This is a genomic window from Hoeflea ulvae, assembly GCF_026619435.1.
Classification (GTDB): domain Bacteria; phylum Pseudomonadota; class Alphaproteobacteria; order Rhizobiales; family Rhizobiaceae; genus Hoeflea; species Hoeflea ulvae.
The window spans coordinates 36362-56508 of record NZ_JAOVZQ010000002.1 but is presented as its reverse complement, the minus strand read 5'-3'; the positions used below and the strand labels follow the sequence as shown (position 1 = coordinate 56508).

Genomic DNA, 20147 nt, shown 5'->3' with positions numbered 1-20147 from the left:
CGGACAGGATCCGCAATGACCGGGAAATGCTCTAGGCGTTACCGGTCTGATCTCTGTGTATCAGAAGCATCTGAATATCGGCGACATTGGTTCCGGTTGCCCCTGTCTTGAGCAGGTCGCCCGACGCCTGGAGCGCATGATAACTGTCGTTCGCCATGAGCAGGCCTTGCGGCGACATCCCTGCGTCGCGGATGCGCCTCAGAGTGCACCCGTCAACAAGGCCGCCAGCCGCGTCCGTGGGCCCATCCCGCCCATCTGTGCCCCCCGAGAGAAAGCACCATGCGTGTTTCCACGCCGCCCGCTCCGCTTTCATGGCGAGCCGCAAACAAAGTTCCTGGTTGCGGCCTCCTTTTCCGGCACCTCGAACTGTTACCGTGGTTTCCCCGCCCCAGATCATAAGTGACGCATTCGAGGCGGCATGATCACCAGCAATGCGCCGCGCAGCCTCGGAAACGTCACCGGTCAACGGGGTAACGATCAGTGTACCGTGTGGTCGCGCTGCCTTGATGGCTGCCAGACTGAGTGCATTCGAGCCGATCAGCCTGTTGTCACACTCAGGGACCGCCAAAGAGGTCGTGGCGGTCTGCAAATGATGGAGCACCTGCGGAGAAACCCTGTGCAGGATTCCGAAGGTGGAGAGGATTTCCAGTGCGTCGCCGGGGGTCCCCGCGGGTTCGGACGTGGGGCCCGATCCGATGATACGCAGATCATCACCCACCACGTCAGACAGGATCATTCCGGTAACCCTGGCCGGCGCGGCTGCCCTTGCCAGTCCACCGCCCTTGGTTCTGGAAATCTGTTGCCTGACGATATTCATGGCCGTGATGTCGGCGCCGGAGGCGAGCAGCAGCTTTCCCGTCTCGACCTCGTCAGAAAAGCTCAGTGCGCCTGCCGGCGCCGGCAGCATTGCCGATGCACCTCCCGAGATCAGCACCAGAACATGGTCCCTGGCGCCCAGCTTCGTGAGCAGTTTCAGAAGAGTTCGGGTCGCCGCGAGTCCATTCTCATCGGGAACCGGATGGCCCGCGGCGAAGACACGTGCTCCGGGCAAGGCAGACGTGTTCCCGGCATTGGTTATCACGATGACCGGTGCGCCGAACCTCGCTGCCTTGGCTTCCATAGCCGCAGCAGCCATGGACCGCGCCGCCTTCCCGACGGCGATGATGCATGAAAACGGGTGCGGCCGTTCTGCAAAGTCCCTGGCAAGGCACTGCCGCACCGCATTGCCGGGATCGGCCGCAGCGACTCCGATGTCAAACAAGCTCCTGGCTTCCTTGCGAAGTCGCCGGGTCGACGCATCAGCTTCGGCCGATTGCAACCGCTCAGGCTGCATTGCGGGGGTTTTGGGAAACGTGCTTTTCCAGTGCCTCGAGCACAGCGTCGCCGCAGCCTCTGGTATCGGCTTCCCCGCCTAGATCACTGGTGCGGCGCTCCGGGTCCGAGAGCACCGATTCGATGGCTGCAACGACGGCGGACGCAGCCTCGGGATGGCCGAGATGGTCGAGCATCATGGCGCCACACCAGATCTGCCCAACCGGATTGGCGATCCCCTGCCCGGCAATGTCCGGAGCCGAGCCATGCACAGGTTCGAACAGGGAGGGGAAGGTCCGGGTCGGATTGATGTTGCCTGATGGCGCGATGCCGATTGTTCCGGTGCAGGCCGGACCGAGGTCGGAGAGGATGTCCCCGAACAGGTTCGACGCCACCACCACGTTGAAGCGTTCCGGCTTGAGCACGAACAGCGCCGTGAGGATGTCTATGTGATATTTGTCGACGGCAATGTCCGGGAACGACTTGGCCATCTCCAGCACCCGCTCGTCCCAATAGGGCATGGTAATGGAAATGCCATTGGACTTGGTGGCCGAAGTAAGGGTCTTGCGTTCGGTCCGCTCGGCAATCTCGAAAGCATAACGCAGAATGCGATCCACGCCCTGGCGCGTCATGACCGTTTCCTGCATGACGGTTTCCCGATCCGTGCCTTCGAATATCTTTCCGCCTATTGAGGAATATTCGCCTTCCGTGTTTTCGCGCACGACCCAGAAGTCGATATCGCCCGGCGATTTGCCGGCCAGCGGGCAAGGCACTCCCGGCATCAGCCGGACCGGCCGAAGATTGGCGTACTGGTCAAACTCGCGCCTGAACTTGAGCAGCGATCCCCAGAGCGAGACGTGATCCGGCACCGTGTCCGGCCAACCCACAGCACCGAAGAAGATGGCATCGCTGTCAATGATGCGGGACTTCCAGTCGCCCGGCATCATTTCACCATGCCTGGCATAGTAATCACAGGAAGCGAAGTCGTGCTCTTCGAAGTCGAGCCCGATGTCAAACAGCCGGGCCGCCGCACTCAGGACCTTCAGGCCCTCCGGCACAGTCTCTTGCCCGATGCCGTCGCCGGCGATTACAGCGATCTTGTATGTATTGCGTTCATTTGTGTTCATGGTTTCAAGCGACCTCGGTTTCCAATGCATTGCGACCTTCAAGCACGGCAATCACGGCTCGGGTCACGTCCTGTGTTCGCGCGGTGCCGCCAAGATCCGGTGTATGGAACCGCGACTCCGCAGTCACACGCTCGACAGCCTTCATCAATCGATCGGCCGCCGCGGCCTCGCCGAGATGCTCGAGCATCATGGCGACCGTCCAGAAGGTTGCCACCGGATTGGCAACGCCTTTGCCGGTGATGTCGAAAGCCGAACCATGTATCGGTTCGAACATGGATGGCGCGGTCTTTTCAGGGTTGATATTGGCCGTCGGAGCCACTCCGATGGAACCCGACAGCGCCGCGGCCAAATCTGAAAGTATGTCCGCGTGCAGATTTGACGCCACGATGGTATCAAGCGAACGGGGATTGAGCGTCATGCGCACGGTCATCGCGTCGACCAGCATCTTGTCCCAGGTGACGTCCGGGAAATCCTTGGCCACCTCAGCGGCGATCTCGTCCCACATCACCATCCCGTAGCGCTGCGCATTCGATTTTGTCACCACGGTGAGCAGCTTGCGCGGCCTGGAATCGGCCAATGCAAAGGCAAAACGCATGATGCGCTCCACGCCTGCGCGGGTAAAGATTGCCACCTCGGTGGCAATTTCCTGGGGCAAGCCTCTGTGCGAGCGTCCACCCTGGCCCGCATATTCACCCTCGGAGTTCTCGCGCACGATCACCCAGTCGAGATCGTCTGGACCAACATTGGAAAGCGGACTCCGAATGCCGGGCAAGACACGCGTCGGCCGGACATTGGCGTATTGATCGAGCGGCTGGCAGATGGCAAGGCGAAGGCCCCACAGCGACACGTGATCAGGCACATCCGGCGCACCCACCGCACCGAACAAAATGGCGTCAAACGGCCGAAGCATCTCGGCGCCGCCCTCGTCCATGAAACTGCCGGTCGCCTTGTAGCGATCTGAGCCCCAGTCAAATGTCGTGACATCAGCCTCGAACGTGCCGCTTTGGCGTGCCACCGCGTCCAGGACCTGCACCCCCGCCGCCACCACTTCCTTGCCAATCCCGTCGCCCGGTATGGCGGCGATTTTGTAGTTGTTCATATTCATCTCCGAATTGCATTCCTGGCCAGGCAACCATGGTCTTGATGGCTGGCTGGCCAGGTCACTGCACCTTAGGCCGACAGAGCCCGGCTCAAAGTCGACAGGTTGTCCATCCGCTCGATTTCGCGAACAATGGCGATGATGTCCTCGGTCTTGCCGTTGTCCCACTTCGCGAACTCGGCGCAGCCACGGAACTTGTCGGCCACTTCCTCATAGGTCATCGGGTTCGCGGGACTGCCCTTGCCGAAGTCAGCCCGTCCGGAAACGACGCGGCCATCCTTGAGAGCGATGTCGATGATGGTCGTCATTTTCGAATAGCCCGCGGCTTCCGCCTCGTCATTGACGTAGAAATCCACCTTCTTGATCATTTCCCGCACATCGTCTCGCATGACCACTTCGTCGGTAAACTCGGGCAATCCGGCCCGGCGCTCGAGAAGAAGGATGGCCATGCAGAACTCCATCGAGAACTTGGCCTGCAGCTCGTTGGTTGGACGGTGGTGTATCAGCGCATTGGGCATGTTGTGATTGGTGCCGACGCGGACCTTTTCCACCTGCTCCGGACGCAGATCGTTTTCCAGAATCAGCCGCAGCATTTCGGTCATCCCGGGGTGGGTGAGCGACCCGGATGGATGCGGCTTGATCGAGACGCCCGGCGAACCGAAGGTCCAAGGGGCGCCAAGCTTGCCGCGAATGGCGGCCTCGTCATATCCGCCGCCTGCAGCCTGGAAGAAGCCGCGGTGGGACTCCAGAATCTCCTTGGCTGCACTCCATCCCGCCGCAGCCAGATCTGCTGCCAGAACACCACTTTCGCTGGAACGACCGGCATGGAAGGGCTTTGTCATGGTGCCGAAGTTTTCACGCAGTCCGGCCGACTGGCTCGCGGCAATGGAAAACGCCTGGAGAGCCGTGTCCAGATCCAGCCCCCGAAGCTTCATGGCTGCTGCCGCTGCAGCCATGGTGCCGCAGGTGCCGGTTGCGTGAAACCCGTGCTGGTAGTGCCGCGGCGAAATTGCCTCTGCCACCTTGCATTCGACCTCGACACCGAGCTGGTAGGCCAACATCAGGTCCTTGCCCGACCCACCCACCTCTTCGGCGACCGCGAATGCTGCTGGCAGTGCAGTCGCCGTGGGATGCGTCAGAAGTCCGTAGACCCGGTCGGCCGCGACGGCGAGCTGAGTGTCATCATAATCATCGGCATGAACCCCCACGCCATTCACAAAGGCGGCGAAGCGCGGCGGCAGTTTCATGTCAGAGCCGATGACCGTGCAGTCTCCCGCGGCGGCAACCGCCTGGAGGTGAGCACGCGCCAGTTCGCCGCTGCGGGCGACCGATCCGGAAAGCGCAAGCCCGAAACCGTCCAGCATCGACTTGCGTCCTTCCTCGAGGACGTCGGCCGGCAAGCTTGAGAAGTCCGCATCGAGAACGAAAGAAACCGTGTAGGCGGTGAGCCCTTCACCCGTATTGGTTGAGATGTCCGGCGTGTAATTCTTGTGTGCTGATTGTGACACGACTGCTGTACTCCATGTTTGATTTTGGGATTAGTCCTCGACCGCGGTTTGAGGCATTCGCCCGTTCCACGTTCTGCGAATGGTATTGATGATTGGGACGCCAGCGATGCCGAACAATGCCAGCAGGAAGAACACCAGGGCTATCGGACGTGTGAAGAACAGCATCCAGTTCATGTCGAAGATGATCATCGACTGCGCGAAGGTATTGTCGACCATGGTTCCGAGCACCAGGCCCATGATGATAGGCGCCGGGGCAAATCCGAAGGTCTTGAGCATGTAGCCGGCACACCCCGCCAGCAGCATGATATAGACGTCGATGACCGACTGATTGACCCCAAATGAGCCTACGACGCACAAGGCGAAAACAGCAGGCCACAGGAATTGCGGCGGAATGAGCGTCACGCGAGCGAACAGCTTGATGCCGAGCAGGCCGAACACCACGAGCACGACATTGGCAATCAGCATGGAAATGAAGATGCCGTAAAGCAGCGTTGGCTGTTCCTGGAACAGGTAGGGACCGGGCCGCAACCCGTGCATGATAAGCCCACCCAGGATCACCGCCGTGGTCCCCGAACCAGGGATGCCCAAAGCGAGGGTTGGCACCATCGCTCCGCCGGTCGCCGCGTTGTTGGCGGTCTCGGGCCCGGCGATGCCTTCAGGAATGCCGGTCCCGAACTCGTCAGGACGCTTTGACCACCGGCGCGCTTCATTGTAGCCGATCATCGACGCGATCGTGCCACCCTCGGCCGGCAGGATGCCGATGAAGGTTCCGATGCCGCACGACCGCAGGATCGTCGCAAAGGAATCCTTGAAATCCTGGAGCTTGGGCAAGCGGAGCGCGTCGACCATGCTTTTCTTGGGGCGGGCGGTGATGCCCGCTTGGGTGAGAAGTTCGGTAATCGCGAACATGCCGATGAGGACCGGTACAAAGTCGATGCCTTCGTACAGCTCGGGGATGCCGAAGGTGAACCGTTCCACTCCTGTGGTCAGCGACACGCCGACTGTTGCGAGAAACACGCCAAGACACCCGCCAATCAGGTTTTTCGTTGCGTTCTTGCCGCTGATCGAAGCCAGCATTGAAAGCCCGAAGACGGTAAGCGCGAAATACTCGGGAGGACCGAACCGATAGGCAAGCCCTGCCAGAAAGGGTGCAGCAACCAGAAGCACGATCAGGCTGAATATGCCGCCGATGGCAGAGCTTATGGTGGCGATCCCCAGAGCTCTGCCCGCTTCGCCGCGCTGCGCCATGGGATAGCCGTCAAATGCGGTCGCCGCCGCCGGCGGGGCGCCGGGTGTGTTGATCAGAATGGCCGTGATCGAGCCGCCGAAAGTGCCTCCGCAATAAAGTGCTGCAAGGGATGCAATTGCCGGGATCGGCTCGAGAAAGATGGTGAAGGGGAGAAGCAGGGCCGCGGCCATCGTGGAAGAAAGACCCGGCAGTGCCCCGACCAGAACGCCCACGATTGTCGCAGCCACAATCAGGAACAGAGTGTAGGGCTCGAAGGCAGATCCGAGCGCGAGCAGAAAATCATTCATCGCATCACCTCAAAAGCCGAAAATGCCGGTAGGAAAACGAAGCTGTAGAAGCTGGGAAAAAACACACCAGATCGCCAAAGGCAGTCCAACCGTGTAAATCGCCAGCGGGAGAGGTCGCCGCTCCCCCCAGCTGACCGGAAGAACCAGAGCAATGACGGCAAGTGTCAGCAGCATGCCCAGGACCGGCAAGAGCGCCACGCCCACGACAATCAGGGCGCCTGTCACGAGTGTGCGGGTGGTCGGTGTCTTGATGCTCGATCGTTGAGCGCGCCAGCCGCGCAGGATGATAACGCAGGACAGTATTGCGACGGTCGCAAGCAGCACCCTGGGAAAGAATGATGCGGGAATGCCCTGGGAGAGCGCGGCGGGGACCTTTGCGAAGCGCGTGGTCTCCCACCAGAGCAGGCCGCAGATGGCTATGGCTGTAAGGCCGACACCCAGATCCCGGTGCCTGGCGCTGTGCGGCGCGGACGAGCTTCCGTGATCAGGGCGGGGTTCGGAGGAAGCCGCAGCTCCCTCCTCTCCTTTTGCCCTCCCATGGAATTCGCGAATCCCCTTGTCAGGGTGCTTTTCCATGATGACCGCCCTTATTTGACCATGCCGAGTTCAGTCAGGACTTCCACGGCGTTCACGTGGATCTTGCGAAGCTGCGGATCCCATGTCGCGCCAGGTGCCGGGCTGTTCATTGGCATGCCGGAATTGATCAGAAGATCCTGGTAACGCTCGCCTGCCATGGCTTCGAGCAAGGCCTTTTCGAGAATATCCAGCCGCTCCTGCGGGACGCCTTTCATGGCCACGAGTCCCCGGACTGTGGAGAAGTCGGCATCAAGGCCCAGTTCCGCGGTGGTGGGGGTATCAGGCAGAGTGTCCACACGCGCGGGCGCCATGATCGCGACAGCGGTCAGGTCGCCCCGGCTGATCGCATCCATAGCTTCAGTGAGGTTGAGGCTGGCAACGTCAAGTGATCCACCCATCAGGTTTATGACCAGTTCACCGCCCCCTTCAAAGGGCACCACGGAAATGTCGATATCGGCTTCGCGGGCAAAGACCTCGGCCGAGGCGTGATCGACTGAGCCCACATGAGTCGTGCCCCAGCGCAACGGGCTTCCGTCATGCTCAAGCATGCTCTTGGCCGTTGTGAGATCACCATCTGCCCGGGTGACGATCAGGATGGGGTCGTCCGAAGCGCGGGCAATTCCGACGATCTCGTCGATACCCACCGGCGAATTTCCTTGCGCCATGGTGTAAAGATGGGTCGGGGTAACCAGCATGAGTGTATAGCCGTCAGCCGGCCGGCCCTTGGCATAGCTCATGGCCACACGGCCGGAGCCGCCGGTTTTGACCGCGATACTGACCGGCACGCCCAGTGCCTTCTCGAGCGCGGGCTGCATCGTGCGCAGGGTTGTGTCTGTGCCGCCGCCCGCCGAAGCGTGCGAAATAATCTCGATCGGACCACTCGGAAAAGCATCCTGTGCCATGGCCGATGGTGCCAGAATGGCAGCGGCCATTGCCGCTGTTGAAATCAGGGCAAGTCGTTTGTAAAATTGCATGATAGTTCCTCCCGTTTTGCAGTTGGTGGCTGTAACGGCTCTCCTTCGCCGCCTGTCCCACGCAGCACCCGTCAACGCGTCGCTGTCAGTGCCTCCTGCACTGGCCGCGAGCCTGACTGGGTACGTGATCTGCGTGAAAGTTGTGCCGCGAGGCGCACGGCGCTCGCTGTGGCTCCCGGATCGGCGATGCCCTTGCCCACGATATCGTAGGCAGTGCCATGCGCCGGGGTTGTAAACACGATCGGCAATCCGGCGGTGACAGTCACACCGCGGTTGAACCCTTTGAGCTTGGTAGCGATCTGCCCCTGGTCATGATACATCGCCAGGACGCTGTCGAACTGCCCATCGAAGGCCTTGAGATAGACGGTATCGCTGGGAAAGGGTCCGTGGCAGTTGATGCCCTTGAGCGCCATTTCCTCCACGGTTGGCTTGATCACATCTATTTCTTCTCGCCCGAACAACCCCCCTTCACCGCCATGCGGGTTCAGGGCAGCCACGGCGATCCTCGGATTGTCGATCCCGGCGTTCCGCATCGTCCGGTCGGCGAGGATCAGAGCATCCCGTATGCGGTCCGGTGTGATCTGATCGATGGCTTCGCGGAGCGAGACATGGCTGGTGACACGGGTCATCCAGCGCCCGTCCAGCACGTTCATTTCACTGAACAGGCCGTTAAACTCCATCAGATGTGCGAACAATTTGTGCTCGTCGGGAAACTTCCAGCCTCCCTGGAACATGGCTTGCTTGTTGAGAGGCGCAAAGGTTATCGCGTCCACAAACCCGCCTTTCGCAAGACCGATCGCCGCCTCAAGCGTGGCGCCAACAACGGCACCGACCTCGGGATTGGCCTCACCCAAGGCGAAGGTTGAAGGATCAAGGTTGCGCAAGTCGACGAGTGGAATGCGGTCAGACCGCCGGAGTACGTCCTGTGCTGCCTGACCGTCACTTACGATTTCGAGATTTGGAGACAGGCCAGCCTGGCTGCACCCCAGATCCATGATCCGGCTGTCACCCACGACAACAAACCGGGCCACCTGCCCCATGTCCTCGGAGGCGATGATACGGGCGGTCAGTTCGGGCCCGATCCCTGTCGGATCTCCCGGGACCAGGGCTATAGTGGGCAGTGAAGCGGGTTCAATCATTGTGTTCACTTCCTTCGCCTTCGATGCGTATGTGAGAAAGACTTGCAGGCTCCCGGCCACGGCGGGTGCCAAGGGGTGCGTCCGACATCGTCGCCATCAGTCGTGCCTTGCCTGAAAGCACGTGCCGTTCGCACAGCAGCGCCGCAGCCGTGACGTCACCCTTTTCGAAAGCCTCGACGATCGAGCGGTGCTCGGCATTGGCCGCCTTCAACGCACCACGGACCACGAGACCGCGGCGGCGGAACAAATTGAGCTGGGTCTGCAGCCGGGGCCAGAGCTCGGCCACAGACTCGTTCCCGCAGTGCTCGATAATCAGATTGTGGAAATCTTCATTGAGCAGATAGAAGCGGTGGAAGTCGTTGCTCTCCGCTGCCTCGTCCATCTGCTCCACCGTCGCGACCAGTTCCCGCAACTGGGCGACACTGATGCGTTCGACAAGCAGCCGGCCCGCAGTCCGGAACAATGCGGCCCGCACTTCATAGATGTCCACGGCTGTCTTCAGACCGATTTCCTGGACGAAGAAGCCCCGATTGAGCGCCGATCGCACCAATCCAGCCTGCTCGAGTGCGCGACAGGCCTCGCGCACAGGCCCCCGGCTTGTCCCGAGCTGCTGAGCCAGGCCGCTTTCGTTGATCCTGTCTCCGCCAACAAGCTCGCCTGCGTTGATGAGGTATTCCAGCCTCGCTGCCACCTCCGCTGCACCCAATGGGGCGCGCGGCGCCTCATCCGAATTGTCGACGATTTCTGGATCTACAGTCAATTTCGCCTCCGTAAATAACATTTTTGGTTTAATTGACGCCAATAAAAAGCCTCTGCCAAAATTTGTCAACGATTTTAATCAGAACCTCGTTTTTTGTCTTCGATCCGCTGCCGGCTCTTGGGGGTGGAGCATGAGGCGGGTCTTCGCCGCCGCGGCAGTCTGGCCCGCTGGAGAGCGCCGGCAGCGCTCAGCGGCCGGGGCGTCCCCACGCCGCAAGACGAGCGGAGACCAGCCGCGTTGCTCTGATCTGCCGATCAAAACTGCGTCAACGTCGGGCGCGGCGTTCGGGCAGCAGTTGCGCCAAAGCGAAGGGCGGGCTGAAGATCCGTGGCGCTGGCCAATGGCCGGAAGAAAAGCACGAAACAAGGTTCCGGCGCACAGTGGAGCGGCACGGCACATCAGGCCAGGCCTCGTCGCGGGCTCGACTGGTCCGGGAACGGTCCGGACGCTCTCCTCAGGCTTCCTGCACCGCAAGGCGTGAGGCAAGATAGGCGCCGCCCGCCACATAGGGCAGCGCACCGAGCAAGGCCATCAGGCCGCCGCCGAGCTGCTGATCCTGCAGCGGATCGAGGCCGAAGGCGCCGAGGCAGAATTGTGGCGCGTAGACGAGCGCCGGCGCGAGGACGAGAAGCACGCCGAGCATGGCCATGTGCATGGATGCAAACAGCATCGCAAAGGCTCCCGCAGCACCGGACCCGGCATCACGGCCCGCAAGGCAGATCCACCACAACCACAGCCCGGCCGCAAGAAAGCTCAATTGCTGGAGCGCGAAGGCCGGGTCGAGCCGTGCCGCCGCCTCATGCAGCGCCGGCACATGCCAGCCCCAGACCACGGCAAAATCGAAAACCGAGGCAGCCAAGGCACCACAATACCAAAACCGCGGCGCAAGGTCCGGCGGTGACAGCCGCATGAGGCCGATGACGATCAACGGCGCGGCCACCACCATGACACCCAGATGCAGGATCATGTGCGGCGAAAACGCCCGGCGCGCCATGCCGGGCAAAGGCCCCAGCCACAGACCGGCAAGCAGCAACAGGCCCGCTGCAAGCGGCCACAGCCTCACCATCCGCATGAGGAGATGACCAGCGTGGGAAACAGCGTCCAGAGCGCGGCGGCCAGCCCCACCCAGCCGCTCATGCGGCTGACGCTGCGGGCAAAGCCGGGCGCTGCGCCAAATCGCGGCGAATACAGCAGCGCCAGAAGCCCGGCCTGGACCAGTACGGCCAGCACGAAAGCCACACCCAGCGTGATGCGGCCCCAGGACACGCCGAAGAGGCCCGATGGGCCCGGATCAAGCTGGCAGACAAGCCCGTGCAGCGCATAGACGGCGCTGAACGAGGCAAGCCAGACCAACGGCGAGACGAGTATCCGCAACAGGTCCTTCATGTCACCAGCCCCGGAAGATAGACGGCCGGCACGACAAGACCTGTCACAGCGAACAGATACATGATCCATACCCTGACGATCGACAATTCTCCCCGCCGCCGCTGCGACATGTAGCCGGCCCGGTGCCTGGCCAGCACAAAGATCAGCATCAGGCTGGCCAGCGCCGCATGGGCCAGCCCGTAGCACCCCAGCACCAGGATCGTGGCGTTGTAGGCGTGGCCCGTCGCCGGCGGCGCGCTCCACAGCATCATCGAAAATGCAGCGACCAGGCCCAGAGCGCCGGCAACCGCCGCAAGCAGCCCCGGAACCGGCGTGCCGCCCTTCTGATTGCTGCGGCCTGAAAACGTCACGCCGGCAACGGCAAGCACTGCACCGCCCGCCGCGACGAGCATGGTCAGCAGCGATGGCGCGATGAAGGCCGGCGGCGGCCAGCCCGGGGCGATGGTCCAGAGAAACGCGTAGCCGAACAGCAGCGAGCCGAAGAGCGTCGCATTCGCCACCAGCAGGAACATCGACCCCCACCAGCCCGGCGGCCGGCTGACCTCTGCGAGGGTGGGAACGGCCACGCCGCGACCGACGAGCTGGTCTCCCTCATCCTGCCTTGATCCCAGCTGCCAGACCCAGCGCCAGCCAAGCGCAGCCACGGCAGCGATGGCGACCGGCGTGATCAGGTAGAGCTTGACGAGAAGCGAGAGGAAAAAGACGCCGGTGACCGCAGCCAGTGCGATCGGCAGGCGCGTGTTGGCGGGATAGATCACCAGCTGTTCAGGTTCCGCCGTTGCGCTGTCGATCATCAGGGTCTCGCGCCGCCCGCTTGCCGCATCGCCCAGATAGCCCTCCCCGCGTGCGAGCCGCGCCGGCAGACCAGGGTCATCCCACAGCGGTTCGCGCGAATTCACCCGCGGCAGGCTCGCAAAATTATAGGCCGCGGACGGTCTCGGGATCGCCCATTCCAGCATGCCCGAGTTCCAGGGGTTACGGGGGCGGGATGGCGCACGACAAAGCTGAGCACCACCTCGATCAGCACGACGGCCAGCCCGAATGCCATCACGAAACCGCCGACCGAGGAGATCAGGTTGATCGCCGTCCAGCCGTCCTCCGGCGCATAGGTCGATATCCGCCGCCGCTGCCCCATCAGGCCGACCCAGTGCATGGCGAGGAAGGTGACATGAAAGCCCGTGAAGATCAGCGCGAAGGCCACTTCGCCGAGACGGAAAAACCGCCTGTTGCCTGTCACCAGCGGCAACCAGTAGTAAATTCCGGCCAGCACAGGAAACACGAAGCCGCCGAACAGCACATAGTGCAGATGCGCGGTGACAAAGGCGGTGTCGTGCACCTGCCAGTCGAAAGGCACCACCGCCACCATGACGCCGGTCAGCCCGCCGATGACGAAGGTGACGAAGAAGCCGAGGATGTGCAGCATCGGCAGCCGCAGCCGCGGTGTGCCTTTCCACATCGTCCCGATCCAGGCAAAGACCTGGATTGCCGTGGGCACCGCAACCAGCGTCGAGGCGGCGGAGAAGAAGGCGAGCCCCATATGCGGGATGCCGGTCGTGAACATGTGGTGCACCCACAACCCGAAGCTCAGGATCGCCAGGGCGACTGCGGCGGCCACCACCCAGCGGTATCCGAGCAGCGTGGTCGACGACATCACCGGCAAAATGGTGGAGACCATTCCCGCCGCGGGCAGGAAGATGATGTAGACCTCGGGATGGCCGAACAGCCAGAAAAGATGTTGCCACAACAGGCTGTCGCCGCCGAGTTCCACCTGAAAGAACGGCAGTGCAAAGGCCCGTTCCAGCTCCAGCAGGATCGATCCAAGGATCAACGGCGGAAACCCGGTCAGGATCATCAGCGAGACCACCAGCATGTACCAGGCAAACACCGGCATCCTGGCCAGCGTCATGCCGGGAGCGCGGTATTTCAGGATCGAGACGGTGAACTCCACCGCCGCGCAGATTGCCGATATTTCGACGAAGGTGATGCCGATCAGCCAGAAATCCGTGTTGATGCCGGGCGAATGGATCCGGCCGGTCAGCGGCGGATACATGAACCAGCCGCCGTCGGGTGCGATGCCGAACACAAGCGAGACCAGCAGCATTGCGCCGCCGAAGAAATAGCACCAGTAGCCATAGGCGGTGAGCCGGGGATAGGCCAGGTCGCGCGTGCCCAGAATCTTGGGCAGCAGGTAGATCGCCAGGCCCTCGATCATCGGGATGGCGAACAGGAACATCATGATGGTCCCGTGCATGGTGAAGAGCTGGCTGTAGATTTCCGGCCCGGCAAACGCCGAATGCGGAGTCGCCAGCTGCGCCCGTATCAGCATGGCAAGAATGCCGCCAACCAGGAAATAGAAGGATGCGGTGACGATGAACATGCGTCCGACATCGCTGTGATTGACGGTCGACAACCAGCCTTTCCAGCCCGGTTCGGAAGACCAGATCGCCGTCAGCCTGCGATGGCGCGCCAGTGCATTCATTGCTCACCCTCCAGGAATTTCTGCCAGTCTTCGGGTCCATGCGCGATGACGGCAAACCGATGATTGTCATATCCGCGGCCGCTGAACTCGGCGCTCAGTCCGTCATAGCTGCCCGGCGCGTCGGCTTCGATCCTGAGCACATTGACATGGCCGGGGATCGCGTCGAGCTTGCCGGCCAGCCGCGGCACCCAGAAGCTGTGGATCACATCCGCCGTGGTGATGGCTATGTCGACAGGGCGCCCGGCGGGTATGTGCAGGACATTCTCCGTGCTGCGCCCGGGATCGTGCTCGTAGGAAAAGCGCCACGACCATTTGCGCGCTTCCGCCTCTATCCGTGTCACATCTGCGCCGCTGCGCGGGACAAGCCGCTCCCCGATCCACAGGCCGTAACCGAGCAGGCAGAGCAGGATGACGGCCGGGAACACCAGGCCCAGGCCGATGATCCACAGCCTCTCGCCGGCAGCCCGGGCGGGGCCGGCTCCGGCGGGCCGGAAGGCAAGCGCCAGCAGCATCATCACAAACACGAAGATTGCGGTGAACCCGATCAGCATGCCCCACCAGAGCGTGGCGATCGAACGCGCCGCCGGACCCGCCGGGTCGAGCGTCGACAGGTCTCCGGTGCAACCCGAAAGGGTTTCGAGCGTTATGCACAAAACACACAGCTTCAGGAGGCGGGCGCCATGCCGACGCAAAAGATCGAAGGCCAGGACGAGCAGTTCGCAGATCCCGTGGCTGAACAGCCCGGCTTTGACAATACCCAGTCCCGGATTGCCATACTCGGCCACCCGATCCACGCCATGAGCGTTTCGTTCCCCATCGCCCTGACCTTCTGCACGTTTTTCGCCGACGCTCTCTACTGGTGGACAGGCGATCCGTTCTGGGCGCGCGGCGCGCTGTGGGCGGTTGGCGCCGCATTCCTGTTCGGCATGTTGGCGGGGCTGTCGGGAACCGCCGAATTGCTGCTGGTTTCGGGCATCCGTGTGCGGGCCGCGGCCTGGACCCATTTCATCATCGCGGTCACGCTGCTGTCGCTTCTCGGCGCCAATTGGGGGTTTCGGCTGTTTGGCTATGAAAGCGCCGTGCTTCCCTATGGCATCCTGCTCTCGATGCTTGGCGTTCTGGTGGTGAGCTTCACTGGGTGGCATGGTGGCAAACTCGTTTTCGATTACCGGCTTGGAACGTCGAAAGGCAAATGACCGCCCCGCGGCACACGCAGCCATTCGGGCATGAGGATCCAGTCGAGGTCGGGCTTGCCCAACACCATGAGCAGGATCGCGGTCGAGCAGGCCAGCACACCGGTCACAGGCAGATAGGGGTTTGGCGGCTTGTGATCCCCCGGCTCCTCCGCGATCCGCACGATATTGTGGCCTATCCACACATGCACAACCAGAAGCACAGCGACAAAAACCAGTTTGGCGAACAACCAAGGCACGAATGCCTGGCGCAGGAAGACAAGCCAGGTGCCTGCGATCACCGCGATCACCGCCGCCGGCGTGACGATGGTGGTATAGGCCTGGTGGGTGCGGTGACGGATGATCCGGTATTCATCACGCGAAACGATGAAATCGTGGCGCGCCAGCATCAGCGGCAGCGCAATCAGCCCTCCGCACCAGATGCCGAGTGCCAAAAGGTGCAATGCCTTGAAGATCGGAACGGTGGAAACCAGCCACTCGGTCACCGCAACACGACCCATGGCTCTGGCTGACTTTGCGGCTTCATCTTGTTTCCCCGGAACACAGCGTCATGAGGTAAACAGACAAGCCGCCCGTTTGTTCCACGGCCGCTGTCCCGCCAAGGATCCGACTTCGAAAAAACATCGCCCGGTCCGCAAGGGTCCCGCAATTGCGATCAGCTTCCGCTGTGGCCGAGGCCGGACGACAAATGGCATCTTGATAAAGTTTTATCCCGTTCAACAGCGTGAAGCATGGGCTGTGGCGCGCAGCAGATACGAATATCGATGTGCTCGATATCCTTGTCCAGGCCCAGCGCCATACAAAGGCCGCCAAGCGCTTCATGGCACGGCCGATCATTCATTTTGGCCACCCCCAGCTCGCCATAGCAGACAAGCTGCACAGCGACGTCAGGCCGATCTCGCATCAAGCACCGGACGCCGATCATCGTGCTCACAAAGGGCTTCAGCATCGGCGCAACATGAATTTATCATTGAAAAATAGAAGGTTGAATTGCCGTTCAAATATTTGTTTGTGTACGAACTATTTTTTGCCTAATCTGCCGAAGGACAAATCAGGCAGGACATCCGCGTGAAGGAAAAGAACGAAATCGAAACCGGAATTATCATCGGAGTCGATGTTGGTGGCACGTTCACCGACGTCGTCACCCTGAATCGGGAAACCGGCGAGATCAGCGTGGCCAAGCATCCCACCACGTCAGACGACCCCTCAGTCGGGGTGATCAACGCCTTGAGCGCACTTGACTGGCCGCTCTCGGCAGTCTCGCTGATCGTTCATGGGACGACGATTACCACGAATGCCCTGTTGCAGCGCCGCATGGCGCGGACCGGAATGATCACAACCCGCGGCTTTCGGGATGTGATCGAGTTGGGGCGCCGGACGCGGCCCAATGCCTACGGACTGATGGGCAAGTTTACCCCGATCATCCCTCGTGATCTGCGTCTTGAGGTCACGGAGCGAGATCGATGCCAAGGGAACGATCCGCATTCCGCTCGATCTGGACGAAGTCAGGGAAGCTGCCAGGAGCCTGCTGGCCAAGGGGTGCGAATCCGTGGTGGTGCATTTCCTCCATGCCAGCACCAATTCCGATCACGAACTGTTGGCCGAACGCATCTTGCGCGAGGTATGGCCGAACGACAACATCACGCTCGGACACCGGCTGGTTCCCGAGGTGCGCGAGTATGAACGGGGGGTAACTGCGGCGGTCAATGCCTCTGTTCGGCCTATTCTGGAACGTTATGTCCGGCGGTTGAGTTCGGGGCTGGCCCAGTCGGGCTATGACCGGGAATTTTTGCTGATGAACGGAAACGGCGGTACGGTTTCAGCCAGCCGAGCACCGGAAGAAGCGGCGCGGACCGTGATGTCCGGGCCAGCCTCGGGGGTGATCGCAGCCGCGCGTGCGGCAGTGGATGCGGGTCTAGGGCGTTTGATGACCTATGATATGGGCGGCACTTCGACGGATGTCGCCCTTATCGCCGACGGGCGACCATTGGTCTCCTCCGAAATCGAGATCGATTATGCCCTGCCTATCCACGTGCCGATGGTGGATGTTCGGACCATCGGCGCTGGCGGCGGATCAATCCTGTGGATCGATCCGGCCGGATTGTTGCGGGTCGGCCCCGACAGTGCGGGTTCAGTGCCCGGTCCGATTGCCTTCGGCCGAGGTGGAACACGGCCAACGATCACCGATGCGAATGTGTTGCTGGGGCGGCTTGAGCCGTCAGGCCTCCTTGGAGTGGAAAACCCTGCGTCACGGGACGAGATCGCTGCAGCGTTCGAGCGCGATCTTTGCGGCCCTTTGGGTCTCGATGCCTACGCGGCGGCAGAAGCCGCGTTAAAGGTCGCCAACCTGCGTATGGCCGGTGCCATCCGGCTGATTTCGATCGATCGGGGTCATGATCCGCGGGATTTCGCATTGTTTGCCTTTGGCGGCGGAGGACCGCTGCACGCCTCGGCGGTGGCTGGCGAGTTGCGGGTGCCTCGGATTATTGTCCCGCCAAGGCCCGGCATCACCAACGCGATTGGCTGTCTCATAGCTGACTTGCGGCACGAAGCGGTCCAAACGGTCAATACGCCGCTCGATACTTGTGACGCGGGGGCGATCGACCGGCTTCTTGCGGACCAGCTGGACGCAGGACGCGCGGCATTGGCACGTGAAGCTGTCGTGTCTCAGCGTATCGAAATCGAGCGCAGCGTCGACATGAAATTCACCGGACAGACGCATCTTATCCGAGTCCCGCTTGCGGAAGGCCGCATCGACCTCGAGCGACTGAACGACGAGTTTGCCGAAGCCTATTATGACCGCTTCCGTGTCCGCTTGCCCGAAGTCCGCGCAACGCTCTTTACCGTCAGAACCTCGGTTATCGGCGTTCGTCAACGGGTTGAACTGGATGGCCTGTTACCTCAGGAAGGGCGAGCCTCGTCTGTGGCGGATGCGACAACAGGACGGCGACCTGTCCGCTTTGATGGCCAGACCCACGATACACCGGTCATCGACCGGGCGCGATTGCCAAAAGGCGCACGGATTGCGGGACCTGCAATCCTGACGCAGTTGGACACCACGACTGTTCTGGAGCCCGGAGATATTGCCGTGACCGATGACACCGACACCCTTGTCATTTCCAAGCACGGAGACCGCGGTGATGTCTGATCCCACAATCGATCCAATCACACTGACAGTCATACAGGCCGGGCTGGAGCAGGTCTGCGATGAAATGGATCTGGTGTTCAGCAGGGCTGCATTTTCGCCCATCATATCCGAGGCCGATGATCGCTCGGACGGGATCTATTCAGCCGTTGATGGTGCATTGATTGCTCAGGGCGCGCGCGGGCTGCCTGTGTTCACCGGCACCATGCAGGCATCGACCGCCCATATCATCCGCCTCATCCGTGAAGGCGCCGTGGCCCCGCCCGAGCCGGGCGACGTCTACGCGGTCAACGACCCGTATCTGGGCGGAACCCATCTGATGGACGTCCGCTTCGCCACGCCTTTCTGGCGCGACGGTCAGATATTCTGCTGGCTCTCCAATGTCGGCCATTGGCCCGATGTGGGTGGTGCCGTGCCAGGCGGCTTTTCTGCTTCAGCAACCGAGATCGAACAGGAGGGCCTACGCCTGCCGCCGGTTAAACTGTTCAAAAAAGACGTCCTGGATCGTGAGATACTGTCAATCATCAAGTCCAACATTCGGGTTGCCGAGCAACGCATCGGCGATATCACCGCTCAGGCGGCAGCACTGCGCGTCGGTGCGGAACGACTGGCCGAACTTCTCGACCGTTACGGTGATGGCACGGTTGCCGGGGCGATCGCAGAAGTCCGCAGCCGCGCCGCACGGCAGATGACGGCAATGGTCGACACCTTGCCGGAAGGCCGTTATTCAGCGATCGCGCATATCGACAGCGATGGAATTGATCCCGACCCGCTTGACATCAGACTGAGCGTGACACGGACCCCGGACAATCGCCTTGTCTTTGATTTCGCGGGCTCCAGCCCCCCTGCCGAGGACCGATGAACTGCGTTCTGGCAACAACACACAGCTCTGTCTATCTCGCCTTGCGCCACATTTTTCCCGATGTTCCGCTGAATGCGGGCGCGTTTGAACCGGTGGAGATCATCGGCACTGACGGTACGTTTCTGGACGCCCGATATCCGCGGCCCGTATCCGGTTGCGCCGCAGAGGTATCTCAGCGAATTGCGGAGGTGGTGTTTCTGGCTCTCGTCGAGGCGGTGCCGCACCGTGTGACGGCAGCTCCGGCCGGCACCAGTGGAAATTTCGTTCTGGGCGGCAGCGACCCCGACCGGGGGCGCGATTTCGTCATGTACCAGATAACCGGTGGCGGTTACGGCGGCTATGTGGATGGGGACGGCATCAGCAATGGCTGTTCCACCATCGGAATCTCCAAGTCACCGCCGGTTGAAATCACCGAACAAACCTTTCCGGTGCTGTTCCGCGCGTATGCACTGGCGGAAGGGTCGGGGGGCGCCGGCGAACATCGCGGCGGCTTTGGTCTGCACTATACGGTCGAGATCCTTCGCGGCGACAGCACCGCGTCGTTCGTGATGGACCATAACCGCTTTGGTCCGCCCGGTGTGCGTGGTGGTGGCGACGGGACGCCCGGTGCCATCCGGGTGCACCGACAGGGTCGTGCGGTTCACACACCGCCACATCTCTCTAAGGAGCAAGGATTGGCGATGAAAGCCGGTGACTTTGTCGAGATCACCACGCCTGGTGGCGGTGGTTATGGTGACCCGCTCCAGCGCGACCCGTCAAAAGTCGCCGATGACGTGGCGATGGGCTATTATTCCGTCGCAGAGGCTGCAAAGCTCTTTGGTGTCGTGGTCGGTAGGGACAACGCGGTCGATAGTCAGGCAACAGCTGACCTCCGCAATAAACAGGCGCCCGGCCAGAGTGCATAAGAACGTGGTTATGGCGGGAATGGTTCATCCTGAAGCGATCGCGAGCGAGCGCCGGGTTTTTATGACCGGAGCAGAAGGCTGCAGCGTCGCGTGAGGCACTGTCGTATTGAAAGTTCAGGCCTTAACGATGGCCTCTCGGGCTGGTGC

General features: G+C 61.6%; 18 protein-coding genes and 2 pseudogenes. 5 read left to right on the top strand and 15 right to left on the bottom strand.

The window, feature by feature from the left end:
• Positions 1-31: 31 nt before the first annotated feature.
• The 14 genes from OEG82_RS23795 to OEG82_RS23725 form a co-directional block, all read right to left on the bottom strand.
• Positions 32-1261, bottom strand: coding sequence for a glycerate kinase type-2 family protein (locus OEG82_RS23795; RefSeq protein ID WP_267615100.1), 1230 nt, complete (start codon positions 1259-1261; stop codon positions 32-34).
• Between the two features lie 61 nt (positions 1262-1322).
• On the bottom strand, positions 1323-2438 hold the full coding sequence (locus OEG82_RS23790) for a tartrate dehydrogenase (RefSeq protein ID WP_267615099.1): 1116 nt from the start codon (positions 2436-2438) through the stop codon (positions 1323-1325).
• A gap of 4 nt (positions 2439-2442) precedes the next feature.
• Positions 2443-3537, bottom strand: coding sequence for a tartrate dehydrogenase (locus tag OEG82_RS23785; protein ID WP_267615170.1), 1095 nt, complete (start codon positions 3535-3537; stop codon positions 2443-2445).
• 71 nt (positions 3538-3608) lie between these two features.
• A complete protein-coding gene (locus OEG82_RS23780) occupies positions 3609-5045 on the bottom strand; it encodes an MmgE/PrpD family protein (protein ID WP_267615098.1) in 1437 nt (478 codons plus the stop codon).
• Positions 5046-5075: 30 nt separating this feature from the next.
• Positions 5076-6581 (bottom strand): tripartite tricarboxylate transporter permease, encoded by a 1506-nt coding sequence (locus OEG82_RS23775; protein ID WP_267615097.1) that lies wholly within the window; start codon positions 6579-6581, stop codon positions 5076-5078.
• A gap of 9 nt (positions 6582-6590) precedes the next feature.
• Positions 6591-7157 (bottom strand): tripartite tricarboxylate transporter TctB family protein, encoded by a 567-nt coding sequence (locus tag OEG82_RS23770; RefSeq protein WP_267615096.1) that lies wholly within the window; start codon positions 7155-7157, stop codon positions 6591-6593.
• A gap of 11 nt (positions 7158-7168) precedes the next feature.
• Positions 7169-8131 carry a Bug family tripartite tricarboxylate transporter substrate binding protein gene (locus tag OEG82_RS23765; protein ID WP_267615095.1) on the bottom strand — a complete coding sequence of 321 codons (963 nt, stop codon included), beginning with the start codon at positions 8129-8131 and terminating at the stop codon, positions 7169-7171.
• A gap of 71 nt (positions 8132-8202) precedes the next feature.
• Entirely contained in the window at positions 8203-9270 is a 1068-nt protein-coding gene (locus OEG82_RS23760; protein WP_267615094.1) for a PdxA family dehydrogenase, read from the bottom strand.
• The gene (locus OEG82_RS23755) at positions 9263-10099 is read right to left on the bottom strand and encodes a GntR family transcriptional regulator (RefSeq protein WP_267615093.1); all 837 of its coding nucleotides are present in this window, start codon (positions 10097-10099) and stop codon (positions 9263-9265) included. The genes OEG82_RS23760 and OEG82_RS23755 overlap by 8 nt, the downstream gene beginning before the upstream one ends.
• A 385-nt stretch (positions 10100-10484) precedes the next feature.
• Complete coding sequence (locus tag OEG82_RS23745) at positions 10485-11102, bottom strand: cytochrome c oxidase assembly protein (protein WP_267615092.1); 618 nt, start codon at positions 11100-11102, stop codon at positions 10485-10487.
• Positions 11090-11416: a hypothetical protein gene (locus OEG82_RS23740; RefSeq protein WP_267615091.1), complete on the bottom strand. Its 327-nt coding sequence runs from the start codon at positions 11414-11416 to the stop codon at positions 11090-11092. Before OEG82_RS23740 ends, OEG82_RS23745 begins: the two co-directional genes overlap by 13 nt.
• Positions 11413-12375 (bottom strand): cytochrome c oxidase subunit 3 family protein, encoded by a 963-nt coding sequence (locus tag OEG82_RS23735; protein ID WP_267615090.1) that lies wholly within the window; start codon positions 12373-12375, stop codon positions 11413-11415. The genes OEG82_RS23740 and OEG82_RS23735 overlap by 4 nt, the downstream gene beginning before the upstream one ends.
• Entirely contained in the window at positions 12312-13895 is a 1584-nt protein-coding gene (locus tag OEG82_RS23730) for a cbb3-type cytochrome c oxidase subunit I (protein ID WP_267615089.1), read from the bottom strand. The genes OEG82_RS23735 and OEG82_RS23730 overlap by 64 nt, the downstream gene beginning before the upstream one ends.
• Entirely contained in the window at positions 13892-14548 is a 657-nt protein-coding gene (locus OEG82_RS23725; RefSeq protein WP_267615088.1) for a cytochrome c oxidase subunit II, read from the bottom strand. The genes OEG82_RS23730 and OEG82_RS23725 overlap by 4 nt, the downstream gene beginning before the upstream one ends.
• Before the next feature lie 27 nt (positions 14549-14575).
• Between OEG82_RS23725 and OEG82_RS23720 the strand changes: the two genes are divergently transcribed.
• Positions 14576-15091 carry a DUF2231 domain-containing protein gene (locus OEG82_RS23720; protein WP_267615087.1) on the top strand — a complete coding sequence of 172 codons (516 nt, stop codon included), beginning with the start codon at positions 14576-14578 and terminating at the stop codon, positions 15089-15091.
• Here OEG82_RS23720 and OEG82_RS23715 read toward each other — a convergent pair.
• Complete coding sequence (locus tag OEG82_RS23715; RefSeq protein WP_267615086.1) at positions 15061-15588, bottom strand: CopD family protein; 528 nt, start codon at positions 15586-15588, stop codon at positions 15061-15063. The two genes, OEG82_RS23720 and OEG82_RS23715, sit on opposite strands and share 31 nt — an antisense overlap.
• A gap of 209 nt (positions 15589-15797) precedes the next feature.
• Between OEG82_RS23715 and OEG82_RS24350 the strand changes: the two genes are divergently transcribed.
• The 4 genes and pseudogenes from OEG82_RS24350 to OEG82_RS23700 all read left to right on the top strand — a co-directional run bounded on the left by OEG82_RS24350 (position 15798) and on the right by OEG82_RS23700 (position 20000).
• On the top strand, positions 15798-16160 hold the full coding sequence (locus OEG82_RS24350; RefSeq protein WP_425497670.1) for a DDE-type integrase/transposase/recombinase: 363 nt from the start codon (positions 15798-15800) through the stop codon (positions 16158-16160).
• Positions 16157-16504, top strand: a pseudogene (locus OEG82_RS24265) (hydantoinase/oxoprolinase N-terminal domain-containing protein); the annotation flags it as partial. The gene OEG82_RS24350 and the pseudogene OEG82_RS24265, both read left to right, overlap by 4 nt.
• Positions 16505-16529: 25 nt before the next feature.
• The gene (locus OEG82_RS23705; protein WP_324289001.1) at positions 16530-18236 is read left to right on the top strand and encodes a hydantoinase/oxoprolinase family protein; all 1707 of its coding nucleotides are present in this window, start codon (positions 16530-16532) and stop codon (positions 18234-18236) included.
• Positions 18229-20000, top strand: a pseudogene (locus OEG82_RS23700) (hydantoinase B/oxoprolinase family protein). Before OEG82_RS23705 ends, OEG82_RS23700 begins: the two are co-directional and overlap by 8 nt.
• Positions 20001-20147: the final 147 nt, after the last annotated feature.

What these genes read in the sequence shown, in the direction of transcription:
- OEG82_RS23790 (WP_267615099.1), bottom strand. Translation starts at nt 2,438, where the DNA reads ATGAACACAAATGAACGCAATACATACAAGATCGCTGTAATCGCCGGC.
- OEG82_RS23785 (WP_267615170.1), bottom strand. Translation starts at nt 3,537, where the DNA reads ATGAACAACTACAAAATCGCCGCCATACCGGGCGACGGGATTGGCAAG.
- OEG82_RS23775 (WP_267615097.1), bottom strand. Translation starts at nt 6,581, where the DNA reads ATGAATGATTTTCTGCTCGCGCTCGGATCTGCCTTCGAGCCCTACACT.
- OEG82_RS23770 (WP_267615096.1), bottom strand. Translation starts at nt 7,157, where the DNA reads ATGGAAAAGCACCCTGACAAGGGGATTCGCGAATTCCATGGGAGGGCA.
- OEG82_RS23765 (WP_267615095.1), bottom strand. Translation starts at nt 8,131, where the DNA reads ATGCAATTTTACAAACGACTTGCCCTGATTTCAACAGCGGCAATGGCC.
- OEG82_RS23760 (WP_267615094.1), bottom strand. Translation starts at nt 9,270, where the DNA reads ATGATTGAACCCGCTTCACTGCCCACTATAGCCCTGGTCCCGGGAGAT.
- OEG82_RS23745 (WP_267615092.1), bottom strand. Translation starts at nt 11,102, where the DNA reads ATGCGGATGGTGAGGCTGTGGCCGCTTGCAGCGGGCCTGTTGCTGCTT.
- OEG82_RS23740 (WP_267615091.1), bottom strand. Translation starts at nt 11,416, where the DNA reads ATGAAGGACCTGTTGCGGATACTCGTCTCGCCGTTGGTCTGGCTTGCC.
- OEG82_RS23735 (WP_267615090.1), bottom strand. Translation starts at nt 12,375, where the DNA reads ATGCTGGAATGGGCGATCCCGAGACCGTCCGCGGCCTATAATTTTGCG.
- OEG82_RS23730 (WP_267615089.1), bottom strand. Translation starts at nt 13,895, where the DNA reads ATGAATGCACTGGCGCGCCATCGCAGGCTGACGGCGATCTGGTCTTCC.
- OEG82_RS23720 (WP_267615087.1), top strand. Translation starts at nt 14,576, where the DNA reads ATGCCGACGCAAAAGATCGAAGGCCAGGACGAGCAGTTCGCAGATCCC.
- OEG82_RS23715 (WP_267615086.1), bottom strand. Translation starts at nt 15,588, where the DNA reads ATGGGTCGTGTTGCGGTGACCGAGTGGCTGGTTTCCACCGTTCCGATC.